This window comes from Variovorax sp. LjRoot290 (assembly GCF_964253985.1).
Classification (GTDB): domain Bacteria; phylum Pseudomonadota; class Gammaproteobacteria; order Burkholderiales; family Burkholderiaceae_C; genus Variovorax.
Window position 1 is genome coordinate 1,613,369 of the sequence record NZ_CAXURW020000002.1, and the last position, 16,703, is coordinate 1,630,071.

Consider the following 16,703-nt stretch of genomic DNA (forward strand, 5'->3'; position numbering starts at 1 on the left):
GCGTCACCGTTGGGTCGATGGTGCCGAGGCAGCCGAGGCGGGCGCGCTGCGCGCGCGCTGCCCGTCGCGCAACGCGTCGGGCGGCGACAGCACCACTTCTTCGCCATCCGCGAGTCCGGTGACGATCTCGGTGCGCTCGCCGCCGACCACGCCCTTGTTCACCGTGCGCCGCTTCACTCGACCCTGCGCCATCACCCACACGGCGTCGCCCTTCAGCGCGCGGTTCGGTATCAGTAGCGCCCCTTCGCGGCGCGACACGATCAGGTTGGCGTCCATCGTCATGCCGCTGCGCAGCGGGCCGGCATCGACGGCGGGCGCGTCGGCGAGGCGGACGCGCACCCGGTAGCTGCGCGACACCGGATCGCCCTTGGGCGTGATCTCGGCCACCTCGCCGTCGAACAGGCGCTTGGGCAAGGCATCGCTGCGCATCGTGACCTTCTGGCCGACCGCGACACGGGCGATGTCCTCTTCGTCGACCTCAGCCGTCACACGCAGCGGCGCGCAGCAGGCCAGCGTGAACACCGCCTGGCCGGCAGGCACGAACTGACCGGCTTCGCCATCGCGGCGCAGCACCATGCCGTCGGCCGGGGCCACGAGTTGGTTGTAGTCGCGTTGGGCTTGGGCCCGCTTCGCAGCAGCCTGCGCGACCTGTAGCTCGCTGCGCGTGCGGTCGAGCTCGGCCGGCGCGACGAAGCGCTTCTCCACCAGGTTGCGGGTGCGCTCGAACTGGGCGCGCGCCAACTGTTCGCGCGCGCGCATCTCCAGCACGGTCTGATCGAGGTCGATCGACTCGATGCGCGCGAGCACCTGGCCGCGCTTTACCGGCGCGCCTTCCTCGGCCTCGATCGCCACCAGCCGTCCGCCGGCGCGCGGCGCCACCGGCACCATCACCGTGGGTTCGACCGTGCCCGTGGCGTACACCGCCTCGATCGCCGGACCGCGCGTGGGCAGCGCGGTTTCCACGCGCGCGGGCCACTGCCACCAGACGATGGTGACCGCCCCAGTCGTCAGCGCGGCGAGGGCGATGGCGATTGCCGTCTTCCGTTGCAAGCGCATTCCGGTTCGCATGAGTGCAAGGGGGTTCACTATCGCACGCCGGTGAATTCATGGGCTAGGGGTCTTTGGCATTTGCGATGTCCGGTCTGGCCCGACTGCCGAAGTTAGCAGCAGTCGCATCGACCGGTTGAAGCCGCACTGCAAACCCGGCCGGACGCGTCATGCGGCCGCAGCCTCATGTCGAAGAGAAATGTCTCGGCAGAGTACAGATTGATCGCCACTTCCGCGACCCTGTCCCAAGCCGTCTTGTACGAGCGAGTGGCGATCCGGTTCTCATCGGCCCTGTGCGCGTTTCACCAGCTTGCGAAGCTCGCTGAACCACAGCACCACGCTGGCCATCGCAGCGCACACCAGCCATTGATCGACAGCCAGCGGCACCGTGCCAAAGGCGAGGTTGAGGAAGTCGAGATTGACAACCGCCACCTGCAGCAGAACCGAAAGCGCAATCGCCCCCCAGAGCCAAGGATTGACGAACAGATGCGAGAAGGCACTCGTGGTTTCGGAGCGCGCATTGAAGCAGTTGAACAGCTGGGCGAAGACGAGCACCGTGAAGCCCGCGGTGCGCGCAGTGGCGAGGTCGTGCGTGCCCTCGATCAGCCCGCCGGGCAGGTGGATGTCGATTGTCAGCAGCGTCATCGCGGCCATCACGGCGCCGATCTGGATCACCCCTGCCCACATTCGCGCGTCGATCACCCGTTCGGTGAGCCGCCTCGGCCTTCGGGCCATGACATCGTCGGTGGGCGGGTCGACACCCATCGCCAGTGCGGGCCCCGAGTCGGTGATCAGATTGATCCAGAGAATTTGCGTCGCCAGCAGCGGCAGCACCACCGCCTCGCCGGAACCCGTGAGCCCGATCACGCCGGCTCCCACGACACCCAGGAAGACGGTCAGTACTTCGCCCATGTTCGAGGACAGCAGGTAGCGCAGGAACTTGCGAATACCGTCGAAGATGGCGCGCCCTTCGCGCACGGCCTCGACGATCGTGGCGAAGTTGTCGTCGACCAGGATCATCTTGGCGGCTTCCTTCGTGACCTCGGTCCCGGTCACGCCCATTGCAATACCGATGTCCGCCGACTTCAGCGCCGGGGCGTCGTTGACGCCGTCACCCGTCATCGCGACGACGTTGCCGTCGGCTTGCAGCGCATCGACGATGCGCAGCTTGTGCGCGGGCGCCACCCGGGCGTAGACCGAGGTCTTGCGCACTGCCTCGGCGAAGGCCGCATCGTCCAGCCCATCGATCTCGATGCCGGTCAGCGCGCTCGCGCCGGATTCCACAATCCCGAGATCCGTGGCGATGCGCACAGCCGTGCGGGGATGGTCACCGGTGATCATGATCACCCGGATGCCGGCGCGCCGGGCCTCGTGGATGGCCACGGCCGCTTCCTCGCGCGGCGGGTCGATGATGCCCACGGTGCCGACGAACACGAGATCGCGTTCGAGCGCGTCCGTGATCAGCGGGTCTTCTTCGGGCCCGAGCGGGCGGTAGGCCACGGCCAGCGTGCGCAGCGCCGCGTCGGACAGCGTTTCGACGTCGGCCAGGATCCGCGCCCGAAGGGTGTCATCGAGAACCACCGCGTCCATTCCCACCCGCGCCCGGGTGCACCGATCGAGCAGGACGTCCGGGGCTCCCTTGGTGATCAGCACGACTTCGTCGCCGTGCTCGTGGTCGCGCTCGATCGTCGACATCATCTTGCGCTCGGACGTGAACGGGATTTCCCCGATGCGCTCGAAACGCCGCTCGCGCCGCCCGCTGACGCCCAGCTTGCGCTCGGCTACCAGAAAGGCCGCCTCCGTGGGATCGCCCTGGATCTCCCATTGGCCATCCGGTCCTTGGCGCAGGTCGGCATTGCCGGCCAGGCTGCCGCCGCTGAGCACCACGATGTGCTCCTCGCGCAGCGCCCCGGGCTCAAGTTCGACGCCTTCGTGCTCGACCCGTCCCTGCGGCGCGTACCCCACCCCGGTGACGCGGGAACTGCCCGAGGCAGTGATCACCCGCTCAACGGTCATCTCCGCCCGGGTCAACGTTCCTGTCTTGTCCGAGCAGATGACCGACGCCGACCCGAGCGTCTCCACGGACGACAGGTTCTTGACAATCGCGTTGTGCTTTGCCATCCGCTGCACTCCCAGGGCGAGCACCACCGACAGGATCGCCGGCAGCCCTTCGGGCACGGCCGCCACCGCCAGCGAGACGCCGAGCAGCAGGACGGTGATGACATCTGCGGCGCTGCGGATGTCGGAGATCAGCAGGATGGTCCCCACCACCAAGACGGCGATGATGACGACTGCGATGCCCAGCATGCGCCCGATGCGCCCGACTTCCTTCTCGAGCGGCGTCGGCTCCTGGGCGGTGGCCTCGAGCATTTCGGCGATCGCGCCCATCTCGGTGTCCATCCCGGTCGCCGTGACGACGGCGCGGCCGGTTCCCTGCGCGACGGCCGTTCCCTTGAAAACCATGTCGAGGCGGTCGCCGAGTGCAGCGCAATCCTGAAGCGTGGCGGCGTCCTTGAGCACCGCTTCGCTCTCGCCGGTGAGAGAGGCTTCCTGCACGCGCAGCGATGTGGCCTGAATCAGGCGCGCGTCCGCCCCAACGGCGTCACCCTCGCCGAGGACGAGCAGGTCCCCGCACACCAGTTCGGCGCTGGGAACGCGCAGCGACTGCCCGTCGCGCACGACGGCCGAAGTCGCGGCGGTCATCCGGGCCAGCGCGGCCACGGCGTTCGCCGCCTTGGCCTGCTGCAGGTAGCCCAACACGGCGTTGAGCAGGACGATCGTCGCGATGACGATCGCATCCACGGGCCAGCCATCCCGACCTTCGATCGCCCAGGCAATGAGCGCGATGGCGATGGCGGCCAGCAGCAGGTAGATCAGCGGATCCTGGAACTGCGACAGGATGCGGCGCCAGGTCGGCGTCTGCGGGCTGGCGCGAAGTTCGTTCGGACCGCTTTCCGAAAGTCGGCGTGACGCCTCCTGCGAAGTGAGCCCTTTGTCGACGTCCGCCCCGAGCGCACGCGCGACTTCGTCGATGTCCTTCGTGGCCGGCTCGTCGAGGCGGGCTGCCTTTGCCATGGCGTCAGGCCGCCTGGGTCATATATCCCATCCATGACCAGTACGTCAGCGCGAAGATCCCCAGCAGAACGGTCGCCGCCAGCATGTTCTGCGGCGCATTCACCGGCAGGATGAAGCCGAAGCTCACCACGAACTGCAGCAGCATGGTCATGCCGGAGGTCTGGACCCTGTCTCCAGGCTTGAACGCGGAAACACCCGGACCCACGGCGTCGCCGATGCCCACGCCTTCATGGCGCGGTACGGTTGCGGGTTGGCAGCTCGGCGCGTCACCCTTGAGGATGTGCAGGTCGGTGCCGCAGATGGTCATCTTCGTGATTCCTGATGATCGCGTCGGTGGGCCTGCTGATGATCGGCTTGGAGCGGACTTCCAGCGTCTGGCGACCTGGGCCGTTGTACACGAGGGCTTGAATGAGGATCTCCTTTGCAATCGGCCTGATGGCTGGTACGGGTGAGAGCGGACAAGAACCCACGTAGCCTAGGTTTCGCGCTTGCGCTGTGGCTTGCGCTGAATCAACGCAGCGTTTTCGGCCGGCGTGGCAAAGCTTGATCGAGCGCAAGTGCCATGTCCCGGCTGCTCGCTAGTCTCAGCCATTGTCCACGGAGAAGTCATGACACGACCATCATTGAAATTCAGATTGGCTGCGGCTTCTCTGCTGCAAGCGCTTCGAGACGGTGAGCGCGAGGTCTCGTCGTTTGGCGCCGGCGGACGATCGCGCGATGACGACGCCATCACGGCTCAAACGAAAGAAAGATCAACTCGGCGCAAGCGGCCCGGCTCAAGCGCCGGCAAGACCCCCGGGCGACTGCGAGCCCCTTGAGGGGGAACTCTCATTCAATGGCGCCGTGGGCGCTCGTTGTCTCACGCGCGGCGCCATGGGGCCGCGTTCTGGGGAATTTCATGGTCCTTCCATCGACGAGCTCAAGTGCTGGGCATCCCAACACTTTGGATTCATCGAGAACCTGCTGGATGGTGCGCCAGGTCAATGAGCTTGAATACGCGGATCAGATGTCAGCCTCGGATCGATCCGACGCCCCTTCCATGGGCTTGCCTCTCGCGGATCCGGCTGCGAGAGATAGATCGGGCTTCTGACGGTGCTTGAAGAGGCCAACAACACCCATTCGTCGGCAGCTAGATGGCTCGTGTGGATCGCCCCTCAACGGGCATTGACCGGCAGACAGATGATGCAAGCGCTCGTCGCGGCCGCCGGCTGCGGCTCTTCGGCAAGACCTGCGGCCACCAGCAGGGCTGTCGCTCCAAGGGTTGCAAGAACGAAGGCCAGCGCCTTCAGCGTTCGGGTGTGCCTCGAGATCATGGGGTCAACTCCTCATTCAACGAAGCACCAATACCGGCAACGCCGAATGGGTCAGCACGTGCTGTGTCTCGCTCCCGAGCAACAGCCGCTTGATGCCCTTGCGGCCGTGCGATGCCATGACGATCAAGTCGCTCTTGTGCTTCTTTGCGGCGGCGATCACTGCGTCCCCCACGAGGTCCGAGTTGATGGTTGCCGTCTTGCTCCTGACACCCGCTGCCTCTGCCAGCGTAGTGGCTTCGTCCAACGTGCCCTGCGCGGTCTCGGCCCACTGCCGCTCAATGCGCGCGACCTCGTCGTGCGAGAAGACCATCGCGCCGTCGAAATAGGTCTTCGGATAGCGAGGCACTACCGTGACTGCCACGAGGTCGGCATTGTTCTGAGCCGCAAGGGCGACGGCGCTTTTCACGGCCTTCTTCGAGAGCGCGGAGCCATCCGTGGCGACCAGGATGCGTTTGAACATGATCTTTCCCCTATGCGGTGAATGTCGCAAGCGTACGGAACGGGGTGTGATGGGGGTTTGATGCAGATCAAGGCCGCCCTGCATGCGTGCCAATAGCCTTGCACAATGCAAGCCGCAGCTGCGTTCAGCCCGCCCGCCCGCCACGACCCCACGTCCGCCGATCTCGCGGCACAGGCGGACTGCTCGCTGCTGGACGATGCGACCGAGTGGCCGGCATTTGGGCGTTCGCTCGACGACCAGCCTGCGGCGGGGCGCTGGGAATCGCAGGTTGTGGTCGAGGGCATGCATTGCGCAGCCTGCGCCTTCACGGTCGAGGCGACGCTGGCACAGGTGCCGGGCGTCGAGAAGGCCGAAGTCAATGCCGCAACCCGGCGCGCACGTATCGTGTGGTCGGCCGCGGCCGTGACGCCCTCGCGCTGGTTCGCGGCCTGCGCGGCCGCCGGCTACCGGCTCGTGCCGGCCGGCGACATGTTCGTGCGTGCTCGGCGTGCGCGTGAGGCGCGGCTCGCGCTGTGGCGCTGGCTGGTCGCGGGCTTCTGCATGATGCAGGTGATGATGTATGCCTACCCAGCGTACATCGCCAAGCCCGGCGACATGACGCCCGATGCCGCGCAGCTGCTGCGCTGGGCCTCCTGGGTGCTCACCCTGCCGGTGATCCTGTTCTCGTGCGGCCCGTTCTTTCGCAGCGCGCTTCTTGACCTACGCCACCGCCGCATCGGCATGGATCTGCCGGTCGCACTCGGCATTGCGATCACCTTCGTCGTCAGCACGGCGGCCACCTTCGATGCCTCTGGCCCGCTGGGCGGCGAGGTGTACTTCGACTCGCTCACGATGTTCGTGTTCTTCCTGCTCACCGGCCGCTGGCTCGAGACGCGCTTGCGCGACCGCACGGCGGGCGCGCTCGAAGCTTTGATGAACCGGCTGCCCGACAGCGTCGAGCGGCTCGGCGCCGACGGCATGTTCACTCGCGTGGCCGTGAGGCGCCTCGCGCCTGGCGATATTGTCCGCGTGCTGCCGGGCGAGGCTTTTCCAGCAGACGGCATCCTGACTGCCGGCGACACCACGGCGGATGAGGCCTTGTTGACTGGCGAATCGCGCCCGGTGCCGCGTCCCTGCGGCACGCGCGTCTTGGCCGGCAGTCACAACCTGTCGTCGGCGGTGCAGATCCAGGTCGAATCGCTGGGCCAGAACTCGCGCTTCGCGCAGATCATGGCGCTGATGGAGAGCGCGTCGCTGCAGAAGCCGCGGCTCGCTCGGCTCGCGGATCGCGCGGCGCGGCCCTTCCTGGTGGCTGTTCTGGCCGCAGCCTTCCTTGCCGGGGCGTTCTGGTGGCCGGTCGATTCGGGCAGGGCGTTGATGGTCGCGGTGGCGGTGCTGATCGTCACTTGCCCCTGCGCGTTGTCGCTCGCCACGCCGGCGGCGATGCTCGCGAGTGCCGGCTTCCTGGCCCGCCGCGGCGTCGTGGTGCGCAATCTGCAGGCGCTCGAGGCGCTCGCCTCGGTCGACACCGTGGTCTTCGACAAGACCGGCACGCTCACGCGCGATGTGCCCCGACTCGACCGCGTCTACTGCCGGCACGGCATGCGGCCTGGCGACGCGGTGGAACTCGCCGCGGCGATCGCTGCGCAGTCGCTGCATCCCGCAGGCCGTGCCCTCGTCGCGGCCTGGAGTGCCCAGTTCCGCACCGCGCCAGCGTGGGAGATCCTTCAACTGACGGAATACGGTGGGCTCGGACTCGAAGCACGTGTTCGCCGAAATGCGGCGATGGACGACACCGCGCGTTGCGTGCGCCTCGGCTCGGCAGCCTTTTGCGGGGTGCCCCCGCTGGAGGTCGAGGCGGTGCAGGTGCATCTGAGCGATGCGCAGGGCTGGCTGGCGAGCTTCGTACTGGCCGAGGATCTTCGCCCCGATGCGGGCGTCGCGGTGGCTGCGCTGCAAGGGCAGGGCCTGTCAGTGCAGCTTCTCTCGGGCGACCGCGACGCAGCCGCGCGCCAAGTCGCCGCCCGCTGCGGCATCAAGCAGGCCAGGGGCGACTGTGCGCCCGAGGAGAAGCTGCGCGTCCTGCAGGCGCTTCAAGCGGGCGGTCGGCGCGTCGCGATGGTCGGCGATGGCCTCAATGACGGCCCCATCCTGGCGCACGCGCATGTCTCTTTCGCCTTTGGCAACGCCGTTCCGCTGGCCCAGGCGCGCGCCGACTTCGTCGTGCTGGGCGGCTCGCTCGCCGTCGTCGCGCAAGCGGTCGCGCAGGCACGCCGCACGCTGCGGGTGGTGCGGCAGAACCTCCGGTGGGCCGCCGGCTACAACGCGCTGTGCGTGCCGCTGGCCGTCGCCGGCTGGCTGCCGGCCTGGCTCGCCGGGCTGGGGATGGCGGCGAGCTCGCTGCTCGTGGTGCTCAACGCGGCGCGCCTGGCCAGGCCCGCTGAGGCAGGACGCTGATGGACATCCTGTTTCTCCTGATCCCCTTCTCGGTCGTGCTCGTGCTGGTGATCCTGGGCGGGCTCTGGTGGGCCGTCGAGCGTGGCCAATTCGACGACGTCGAAGGCGAGGGCGAGCGCATTCTGCGCAACGATTGATCTGCATCAAACCGCCTCGCATGCCGCGCCGGGACACTGACCGCAATCCACGAGAAGGCCAGAAGATGCAAGTATCCAATCCTCCCGCAGCGGTCTACAGCGACACCGTCGTGCGGCAACTCGCCCTGATGTCGGTCGTGTGGGGGGTGGTCGGCATGCTCGTCGGCGTGATCATCGCCTCGCAGCTGGCCTGGCCCGAGCTCAATCTCGGCATTCCCTGGCTCAGCTACGGCCGGCTGCGGCCGCTGCACACCAACGCAGTGATCTTCGCCTTCGGCGGCTGCGCGCTGATGGCCACCAGCTTTCACGTGGTGCAGCGCACCTGCCAGGTACGCCTGTTCGCGCCGGCGCTCGCGTCCTTCGTCTTCTGGGGCTGGCAGGCCGTGATCGTGGCTGCCGCCATCAGCCTGCCGATGGGCTACACGAGCGGCAAGGAATATGCGGAGCTCGAATGGCCGATCGACATCCTGATCGCCCTGGTCTGGGTGGCCTATGCGGTCGTGTTCTTTGGAACCATCGGCACGCGCAAGGTCCGGCACATCTACGTGGCCAACTGGTTCTACGGCGCCTTCATCATCGCGGTCGCCCTGCTGCACATCGTCAACAGCGTGGCGATCCCCGCCGGCTTGATGAAGAGCTACTCGGCCTACGCCGGCGTGCAGGACGCGATGGTGCAGTGGTGGTACGGCCACAATGCGGTCGGCTTCTTCCTCACGGCCGGCTTCCTCGGGATGATGTACTACTACATCCCCAAGCAGGCCGGCCGGCCGGTGTATTCGTACCGGCTCTCGATCGTGCACTTCTGGGCGCTGATCTTCACCTACATGTGGGCGGGGCCGCACCACCTGCACTACACGGCGCTGCCCGACTGGACCCAGTCGATCGGCATGGTGTTCTCGCTGATCCTGCTGGCGCCGAGTTGGGGCGGAATGATCAACGGCGTCATGACCCTCTCGGGCGCCTGGCACAAGCTGCGCACCGACCCGATCCTGCGTTTCCTGATCGTGGCGCTCTCGTTCTACGGCATGGCGACCTTCGAGGGGCCGATGATGTCGATCAAGACGGTGAACGCGCTCTCCCACTACACCGACTGGACCGTCGGCCACGTGCATGCCGGCGCGCTCGGCTGGGTGGGACTGATCTCGATGGGCTCGCTTTACTACCTGATCCCGAGGATGTACAGCCGTAGCGAGATGCACAGCGTCAAGGCGATCGAGCTGCATTTCTGGATGTCCACCATCGGCATCGTGCTCTACATCGCCGCCATGTGGATCGCCGGCGTCATGCAGGGCCTGATGTGGCGCTCCATCAACCCGGACGGCACGCTCACCTACACCTTCGTGGAGAGCGTGAAGGCCACCTATCCCTACTACGTGGTGCGCCTGATCGGCGGTCTGCTCTACCTGGGCGGGATGCTGGTCATGGCATGGAACGTCGTCATGACCGTCATTTCGGGGAGCTCGGTGCGCGCAGCCATCCCGCTGCCCGCAGCCGCAGCCGCCTGAGGAAAGAAGAACATGAGCTCGAACACGCCCAAGTCCGGCTTCTCGCACGAGAAGATCGAGACCAACAACTTCCTGATGATCGTGCTGATCCTGCTGGTCGTCGCCATCGGCGGCCTGGTCGAGATCGTGCCGCTGTTCTTCCAGAAATCGACCACGCAGGCCGTGGCGGGCATGCAGCCGCCGAGTTCGCTGCAGGTGCTGGGCCGCGACGTCTACGTGCGCGAGGGCTGCTACAACTGCCACTCGCAGATGATCCGGCCCTTCCGTGCCGAGACGCTGCGCTACGGCCACTACTCGGTCGCCGGCGAGTTCGTCTATGACCACCCGTTCCAGTGGGGCAGCAAGCGCACCGGCCCTGATCTGCAGCGCGTCGGCGGCAAGTACAGCGACGAGTGGCATCGCATCCACCTGATCAACCCGCGCGATGTGGTGCCCGAGTCGAACATGCCGGGCTACGCCTGGCTCGAGAAGGCGCCGCTCGACGGAGCCGAGGCTGCGACCCACATGCGTGCCCTGCGCCGCGTGGGCGTGCCTTTCACCGATGAGCAGCTCGCCGCGGCGCCGGCCGAGGTGAAGGGAAAGACCGAGATGGATGCGCTGGTGGCCTATCTCCAGTCGCTCGGGCTCGCGGTCAAGTAAGGAGCGCCTCATGGACATCACCACCTTGCGGATCGTGGCCACGCTGGCTTCCTTCGCCACATTCATCGGCATCTTCGTATGGGCTTACTCGCGCCGCAACGCGAAACGGTTCGAGGGCGCCGCCCAACTGCCGTTCGAACAGGACTGAGAGAGCAACATGAGCGATTTCTTCAGTGTCTTCTGGTCGAACTATGTCGCCATTGCCTCGCTGGGCAGCATCCTGCTGTGTGCATTGCTGCTGTGGCTCGTTGCCCGCGCGAAGGTTCCGGGCGGGACCGATGAAACGACCGGACATGTCTGGGACGAAGACCTGCGCGAAGCCAACAATCCGATGCCGCGCTGGTGGGTCGGCCTCTTCGTGCTCACCATCATCTTCGGCCTGGCCTACCTGGTCGCGTATCCGGGGCTCGGCAGCTACCAGGGCCAGCTCGCATGGAGTACCGAGAACGAGTATGCGAAGGACCTTGCCAAGGCCAAGCGTGACCTCGAACCCGTCTACGCCGCCTATGCGGCCATGCCGATCGAGCGCGTGGCGGGCGAACCCGCGGCGGCGGCGATCGGCGAGCGCCTGTTCCTCAACAACTGCGCGCAGTGCCACGGCTCGGACGCGCGCGGCAGCAAGGGCTTTCCGAACCTGGCCGACCGCGACTGGTTGCACGGCGGCGCACCGGAGAAGATCAAGGAATCGATCACCCGGGGGCGCACCGGCGTGATGCCGCCGATGGCCGAGGCGGTCGGCACCCCCGAGGATGTCAAGAACGTCGCCAACTATGTGCTGAGCCTGTCGGGCAGCCCGCACGATTCGGTCCGCGCCGGCCTGGGCAAGAGCAAGTTCAGCGCCTGCGCGGCCTGCCATGGCATCGGCGGCGTCGGCAACCCCGCCATGGGCGCGCCGAACCTGGCCGACAAGGTCTGGCTGCACGGCTACGGGCAGGAGGCGATCATCTCGATCATCAACACCGGCAGGACCAATCAGATGCCGGCCCAGCAGGGCCGCCTGACCGAGGCCCAGATCCATGTGCTGGCCTCCTATGTCTGGGGCTTGTCGAACAAGCCTGCCGCTGCGCCCTAGGGCTGTCATGAAGGATGCCGCTTCCGCGTCGACCCCGGTGAGGCGCCGGGTGATCCCGATCGCCGCCGTTAAGGAAGGTGGCGGCCTGTTCGCCGCGCACCAGAAGGTCTATCCCCGCACGGTGCGCGGCGTCTTCGCGCGCTGGCGCTGGGCCATGGTGTTCCTGACGCAGCTCGTGTTCTATGGCCTGCCCTGGCTCGAGTGGGGGCAGCGCCAGGCGGTGCTGTTCGACCTGGGCGCGCGGCGCTTCTACATCCTCGGGCTGGTGCTGTATCCGCAGGACCTGATCTACCTGACCGGGCTGCTGGTGATCTCGGCGCTGTCGCTCTTCCTCTTCACCGCGGTGGCCGGGCGGTTGTGGTGCGGCTATGCCTGTCCGCAAACCGTCTACACCGAGATCTTCATGTGGGTCGAGCAAAAGATCGAAGGCAACCGCATCGCGCGCATGCGCCTGGACGAAGGCGACTTCTCGCTCGAGAAGCTGGTCAAGAAGTGGTTCAAGCACATCGTGTGGCTCGGCATCGCGCTGTGGACCGGCTTCACCTTCGTCGGCTACTTCACGCCGATCCGCGAGTTGGGCCTGGAGTTCCTGCAGACGCGCATGGGTTCGTGGGAGGTGTTCTGGGTCTTCTTCTACGGCTTTGCGACCTACGGCAATGCGGGTTTCATGCGCGAGCAGGTCTGCATGTACATGTGTCCCTATGCGCGCTTCCAGAGCGCCATGTTCGATCGCGACACGCTGATCGTGAGCTACGACAGCGAGCGTGGCGAGCCCCGCGGGGTGCGTTCCAAGAGCAGCAATGCCCGCGCTCAGGGACTTGGCGACTGCATCGACTGTTCGTTGTGCGTGCAGGTCTGCCCGACCGGCATCGACATCCGCAAGGGGCTGCAGTACGAGTGCATCGGCTGCGGGCTCTGTGTGGACGCCTGCAACACCGTGATGGACAAGATGGCCACACCGCGAGGTCTGATCCGCTACGCGACCCAGAACGGCATGGCCGGCCATTGGACGCCGAGGCAGGTGCTGCGCCGCGTGCTGCGCCCACGGGTGCTGATCTACACGGGCTTGCTCGCTGCGCTGACGATGGGGGTGCTGGCGAGCCTGGTCGTGCGCATGCCGCTGAAGGTCGACGTGGTGCGCGACCGGGCTTCGCTCGCGCGCATCGTCGAGGGCGGCCAACTCGAGAACGTCTATCGCCTGCAGATCATGAACGCGACCGAGCAGGTACAGCGCTACCGCATCGAAGCCAGGGGGCTGGAAGGCTTGAGCGTGTCGCCGCCTGATCCGGTCGAGGTCGGTTCTGCGCAGTCGCGCTGGGTCGCGGTGCGCCTGCAGCTCCCCTACGGCAGCGCCACCGCGGGTTCCCACGTCGTGCACTTCGACGTGCGCTCGGCCGACGGCAGCGCGCAGGTGTCGGAGAAGGCGACCTTCCTGGTGCCTCGTTGAGTTGGCAAAGAGGAGACAAGATGGACGATCATGCGATGACTTCCCCGAAGAGCGAACCCTGGTGGCAGTTCCCGCTGCTGTGGATGGTGATGGCCGGGCCCGCGGTGGTCGTCGTCGCCAGCTTCGTGACGCTCTGGCTCGCCCTGCGCACGCCCGATCCGGTGGTGGCGCCAGACTACTACCGCCAGGGCATCGAGATCAACAAGCATCTGATCGAAAAGAAACTGATGCCCGCGCTGGCGGGCCGCAATCATGCGGCAACGCCTGATGCCGACCTGCCCGCACCCAGGCGCTGATGGTCATGAAGACGCGCAACTGGATGTCGATTCTCTGGCCCGCCTTTCTGCTGGCGAGCGCGGCCGAACTGCTGGTGTTTGCACTGGTCGACCCCGGCGACCTCCACTGGCGCGGCGAGGCCGTCGGCCTGTCCCGCCAGACAGTCTATGCGGCCGGCTTCTTCGTCTTCTGGCTGCTGGCGATAGGGTCGAGCGCGCTGACGCTGCTTTTGACCAGGCCGGCCTCCGAGATCAACAGCCGGGAGGATTGACGATGCGCCGGAGCGCCTCGGCGTCGACGATGCGAAGATTGCGCTTCTCCACCTCGACGATCCCATCCTCCATGAACTTGGAGAGCGTTCGGCTCACGGTTTCGAGGGTGAGTCCGAGGTAGCTGCCGATCTCCTCGCGGGTCATGCGCAGCACGAACTCGGAGCGCGAGAAACCGCGCGCGTGCAGGCGCTGCACGAGGTTGAGCAGAAAAGCCGCGAGGCGTTCCTCGGCCCGCATGCTTCCCAGCAGCAGCATCACCCCGTGCTCGCGCACGATCTCGCGGCTCATGATCTGATGCACGTGGCGCTGCAGCGCCGCGACCTCGCGCGACAGTTCCTCGATTCGGTGAAAGGGCATCACGCAGACCTCGGCATCCTCGAGCGCGACCGCGTCGCAGGTGTGCTGGTTGTTGACGATGCCGTCGAGGCCGATGATTTCGCCGGCCATCTGGAAACCGGTGACCTGGTCGCGCCCATCCTCGGTCGCCACGCGGGTCTTGAAGACACCGGTGCGGATCGCATAGAGCGAGGTGAAGGGCTCGCCGTTGCGAAAGAGCGTCTCGCGTCGTCGGACCTTGCGCCGCGTGGCCACGATCTCGTCGATGCGTTTCAACTCGCTCGGCTCCAGCCCCGCGGGCATGCACAGCTCGCGCAGGGTGCAACTGGAGCAGGCGACCTTGATGTGTTCGGCTTTCATGGAGGGCGTCGAGGGTTGCAGTGATTCTGTGACGCGGTGCGCCGCCCAGGCTTGATGCACATCAAGGATGACGGGTCGACCTGCCCGCATAGTGGGTCATTGCTTGCCAGACCCACCGCCGCAATGAACACATCTCTCGCCCTCGCCCCTGCCGATTCATCTCGCGTCCCGGCCGAGCACAACCGCACGCGCTTCTCGCGCATCGTCTGATCATGCAGACTGCGCTCGCCAGCACTGCGCTCCTGATGGGATTGGTCGGCGGGCCCCATTGCGTCGCGATGTGCGGTGCTGCCTGTGCCGGCGTGATCCGCATCGTGCGCGTGCCGGTGGATGGTGGTGTGGCGCCGCTTTCGGCGAGCCCTCCGGCCGTTTCCGCATCCGTCGCCTTCCATGCGGCCCGTATCGCGGGCTATACGGCTGCCGGGGCGGCCGCCGCAGCGGCGATGCAGAGCCTCGGGTTCGCAAGCGAACAGGTCGCGGCGTTGCGTCCTCTGTGGGTGCTGCTTCATGTGTTCGTGCTCGCCTGGGGCCTGGTGCTCGCCGCACTCGGGCGACAGCCACTCTGGGCGCACCGTATCGGGCGCGCGCTCGCGACGCGCCTGCGGCCGCTCACCGGTTCGATGGCCGGCGTGCTCGCGACGGGTGCGCTCTGGGTCTCCATGCCTTGCGGTCTGTTGTATTCCGCGCTGATGCTTGCCGGGCTGGCCAACGGACCGGCGCAAGGCGCACTGACGATGGCCCTCTTTGCCGTGGGCAGCGGCGTGTCGCTGGTTCTGGCCCCTTGGCTGTGGCAGCGCTTGCGTTCAGGTGCCAGCATTGCGCGCAAGGAATGGGGAACCCGGCTTGCCGGCGGCCTGCTTGCGGCAGTGGCAATTCAGGCGCTGTGGATCGACCTGAGTCATCAGATCGACATATGGTGCCGCTGAAGGGAGACACCATGAGACGCAACATGATCGCGCTGATCGGACTTTCGGCCGTCTGCGCCGCGCTCATGAGCCCTTGCGCTGCCCAGCAGCGCCCCGCGCAGCCAGACCTTCAGATGCAGGGCATGGCCGCCCATGACGTTGCATATCAGGCGGCTCTCGATGCAGCCTCGGCCACAAGAAACGCGTCCAAGGACGCCGCTGCGGCGTTGCTCAAGGCAAGAAGGTATGCAGCTCGGCCCTCTGATCGCCGCGTGAAGGCGGCCGGCGAAGCGGCACGAAAGACCGGGCTGTCCGCCCATCGCGCTTGGCAAAGGGCGCTTGTTGCAGCCGATCGCGCGACGAGCCAAAGCAAGACAGCGGCCGAGCATGCGGCGCAGGCGAGCGAACAAGCCTCTGTCGCCTGGAATCGGGCGCTCGAGCAGATCGAGGCGGCGTCCGACCAGTTCGCTGGGGCGAGCACGGCGCAAGCCAAGAGCGCCGCGAGCGCTGTCTACGAAGATCTCCGGACAGCGCGCGATGCCTTGCGCATGGCAGCAAAGGCGAGCCACGAGGCCGCTGAGGAATCATGGCGGGCGAAAAGGCGGGCGCTGAGCGGAGAGACAGCTTCGGCCGCGCCTTAGCGCCGGGTTAGCCTTCAATGGAGCACAAACCAGACGGCAGCGGCCCATGTGCATGCGAGTTTGGCAAACAGGGCGGCGGCGATACGCAGCGCGAAGCTGCAACCCCCGCGATGGCGGCCAGGGTACATCGGGTCACCGTGTTGGCGCTGACCGCGACCAAGGCGCCGCGCACGAAGTGATGGTCGGCAAGCGCCCGCCTATGCTGCAACGGCGAAGGTGCGCAGGCCTGCGGCGGCGCGCCGATCACCGTCGCCCTTGCGACCCCTTGCGACGTTCGCGCTCGAAGCCGAGCAGGAGCCCGATGCCCAACGCCACGGCCAGGCCGACGACCGCGCCTGGCCGGGCGAGTTGCTCATACCTTCAGTGTCGCTTGAAGCTGCGCGTTCGCCGAGCCGCCGGCGCGCCAGGGATATCGCGAAGCATCAATCCAGGGTGATCCAGGCAATCAGCGCCTGGAGGGCGAGCCACAGCAGCGCCGCGCCGAGCAGCACCAAGACCGCGACGATCATCCACATGGCAGATCTCCCAAGGCGCCTCGATGGGCCGACATTCACGGTCGTCCTGGCCGGCCCCGAGGGCTGTCGCTGGCACAGGTGCCGACGCCGAGCAGCGCGTAGGCGGGGCAGGCGCCGAAGAGGCCTGTCAGCAGGGGCACGATGCCCAGATATCCCCATGGCCCGATCGTCCCGGCAGCCGACAGGCCGATGAGCGCGGCACCCGCCGTGATGCGCAGCAGGCGATCGGCAGCTCCAACATTCCGCTTCATTGCGCACGCTCCTTGT

17 protein-coding genes and 1 pseudogene are annotated in these 16,703 nt (G+C 66.8%); 11 read left to right on the plus strand and 7 right to left on the minus strand.

Annotated features, from left to right (window positions below; genetic code table 11):
* Window positions 1–3: 3 nt before the first annotated feature.
* The 5 genes and pseudogenes from ACSQ9A_RS36860 to ACSQ9A_RS36880 all read right to left on the minus strand — a co-directional run bounded on the left by ACSQ9A_RS36860 (window position 4) and on the right by ACSQ9A_RS36880 (window position 5,895).
* Complete coding sequence (locus ACSQ9A_RS36860; RefSeq protein ID WP_436307649.1) at window positions 4–1,050, minus strand: efflux RND transporter periplasmic adaptor subunit; 1,047 nt, start codon at window positions 1,048–1,050, stop codon at window positions 4–6.
* A 279-nt stretch (window positions 1,051–1,329) separates the two neighbouring features.
* On the minus strand, window positions 1,330–4,122 hold the full coding sequence (locus ACSQ9A_RS36865) for a cation-translocating P-type ATPase (RefSeq protein WP_436307650.1): 2,793 nt from the start codon (window positions 4,120–4,122) through the stop codon (window positions 1,330–1,332).
* A 220-nt stretch (window positions 4,123–4,342) separates the two neighbouring features.
* Window positions 4,343–4,429, minus strand: a pseudogene (locus tag ACSQ9A_RS36870) (hypothetical protein); the annotation flags it as partial.
* Window positions 4,430–5,276: 847 nt separating this feature from the next.
* Window positions 5,277–5,435 (minus strand): hypothetical protein, encoded by a 159-nt coding sequence (locus tag ACSQ9A_RS36875; protein ID WP_436307651.1) that lies wholly within the window; start codon window positions 5,433–5,435, stop codon window positions 5,277–5,279.
* 16 nt (window positions 5,436–5,451) lie between these two features.
* Window positions 5,452–5,895: a universal stress protein gene (locus ACSQ9A_RS36880; protein WP_436307652.1), complete on the minus strand. Its 444-nt coding sequence runs from the start codon at window positions 5,893–5,895 to the stop codon at window positions 5,452–5,454.
* 105 nt (window positions 5,896–6,000) lie between these two features.
* Here ACSQ9A_RS36880 and ACSQ9A_RS36885 point away from each other — a divergent pair, with 105 nt between their 5' ends.
* From ACSQ9A_RS36885 to ACSQ9A_RS36925, 9 genes are all read left to right on the plus strand, one after another.
* The gene (locus ACSQ9A_RS36885) at window positions 6,001–8,331 is read left to right on the plus strand and encodes a heavy metal translocating P-type ATPase (RefSeq protein ID WP_436307653.1); all 2,331 of its coding nucleotides are present in this window, start codon (window positions 6,001–6,003) and stop codon (window positions 8,329–8,331) included.
* Complete coding sequence (ccoS, locus tag ACSQ9A_RS36890) at window positions 8,331–8,468, plus strand: cbb3-type cytochrome oxidase assembly protein CcoS (protein ID WP_093110219.1); 138 nt, start codon at window positions 8,331–8,333, stop codon at window positions 8,466–8,468. The genes ACSQ9A_RS36885 and ccoS overlap by 1 nt, the downstream gene beginning before the upstream one ends.
* A 65-nt stretch (window positions 8,469–8,533) precedes the next feature.
* Window positions 8,534–9,973 carry a cytochrome-c oxidase, cbb3-type subunit I gene (ccoN, locus tag ACSQ9A_RS36895; protein WP_436307654.1) on the plus strand — a complete coding sequence of 480 codons (1,440 nt, stop codon included), beginning with the start codon at window positions 8,534–8,536 and terminating at the stop codon, window positions 9,971–9,973.
* A 12-nt stretch (window positions 9,974–9,985) separates the two neighbouring features.
* Entirely contained in the window at window positions 9,986–10,612 is a 627-nt protein-coding gene (gene ccoO / locus ACSQ9A_RS36900; protein WP_436307655.1) for a cytochrome-c oxidase, cbb3-type subunit II, read from the plus strand.
* A 10-nt stretch (window positions 10,613–10,622) separates the two neighbouring features.
* Window positions 10,623–10,760: a cbb3-type cytochrome oxidase subunit 3 gene (locus tag ACSQ9A_RS36905; RefSeq protein WP_436307656.1), complete on the plus strand. Its 138-nt coding sequence runs from the start codon at window positions 10,623–10,625 to the stop codon at window positions 10,758–10,760.
* A 9-nt stretch (window positions 10,761–10,769) separates the two neighbouring features.
* Window positions 10,770–11,684 (plus strand): cytochrome-c oxidase, cbb3-type subunit III, encoded by a 915-nt coding sequence (ccoP, locus tag ACSQ9A_RS36910; RefSeq protein WP_436307657.1) that lies wholly within the window; start codon window positions 10,770–10,772, stop codon window positions 11,682–11,684.
* Window positions 11,685–11,691: 7 nt separating this feature from the next.
* The gene (ccoG, locus tag ACSQ9A_RS36915; RefSeq protein WP_436307658.1) at window positions 11,692–13,131 is read left to right on the plus strand and encodes a cytochrome c oxidase accessory protein CcoG; all 1,440 of its coding nucleotides are present in this window, start codon (window positions 11,692–11,694) and stop codon (window positions 13,129–13,131) included.
* A 20-nt stretch (window positions 13,132–13,151) separates the two neighbouring features.
* The gene (locus ACSQ9A_RS36920; RefSeq protein WP_436307659.1) at window positions 13,152–13,427 is read left to right on the plus strand and encodes a FixH family protein; all 276 of its coding nucleotides are present in this window, start codon (window positions 13,152–13,154) and stop codon (window positions 13,425–13,427) included.
* A gap of 5 nt (window positions 13,428–13,432) precedes the next feature.
* The gene (locus ACSQ9A_RS36925; RefSeq protein ID WP_436307660.1) at window positions 13,433–13,678 is read left to right on the plus strand and encodes a hypothetical protein; all 246 of its coding nucleotides are present in this window, start codon (window positions 13,433–13,435) and stop codon (window positions 13,676–13,678) included.
* Here ACSQ9A_RS36925 and fnr read toward each other — a convergent pair.
* On the minus strand, window positions 13,659–14,375 hold the full coding sequence (gene fnr / locus ACSQ9A_RS36930; protein WP_093110211.1) for a fumarate/nitrate reduction transcriptional regulator Fnr: 717 nt from the start codon (window positions 14,373–14,375) through the stop codon (window positions 13,659–13,661). The two genes, ACSQ9A_RS36925 and fnr, sit on opposite strands and share 20 nt — an antisense overlap.
* Window positions 14,376–14,587: 212 nt before the next feature.
* Between fnr and ACSQ9A_RS36935 the strand changes: the two genes are divergently transcribed.
* A complete protein-coding gene (locus tag ACSQ9A_RS36935; protein WP_436294362.1) occupies window positions 14,588–15,301 on the plus strand; it encodes a sulfite exporter TauE/SafE family protein in 714 nt (237 codons plus the stop codon).
* A 23-nt stretch (window positions 15,302–15,324) separates the two neighbouring features.
* The gene (locus tag ACSQ9A_RS36940) at window positions 15,325–15,921 is read left to right on the plus strand and encodes a hypothetical protein (protein WP_436294363.1); all 597 of its coding nucleotides are present in this window, start codon (window positions 15,325–15,327) and stop codon (window positions 15,919–15,921) included.
* A gap of 550 nt (window positions 15,922–16,471) precedes the next feature.
* Here ACSQ9A_RS36940 and ACSQ9A_RS36945 read toward each other — a convergent pair.
* On the minus strand, window positions 16,472–16,687 hold the full coding sequence (locus tag ACSQ9A_RS36945; protein ID WP_436307661.1) for a YgaP family membrane protein: 216 nt from the start codon (window positions 16,685–16,687) through the stop codon (window positions 16,472–16,474).
* Between the last annotated feature and the right edge of the window lie 16 nt (window positions 16,688–16,703).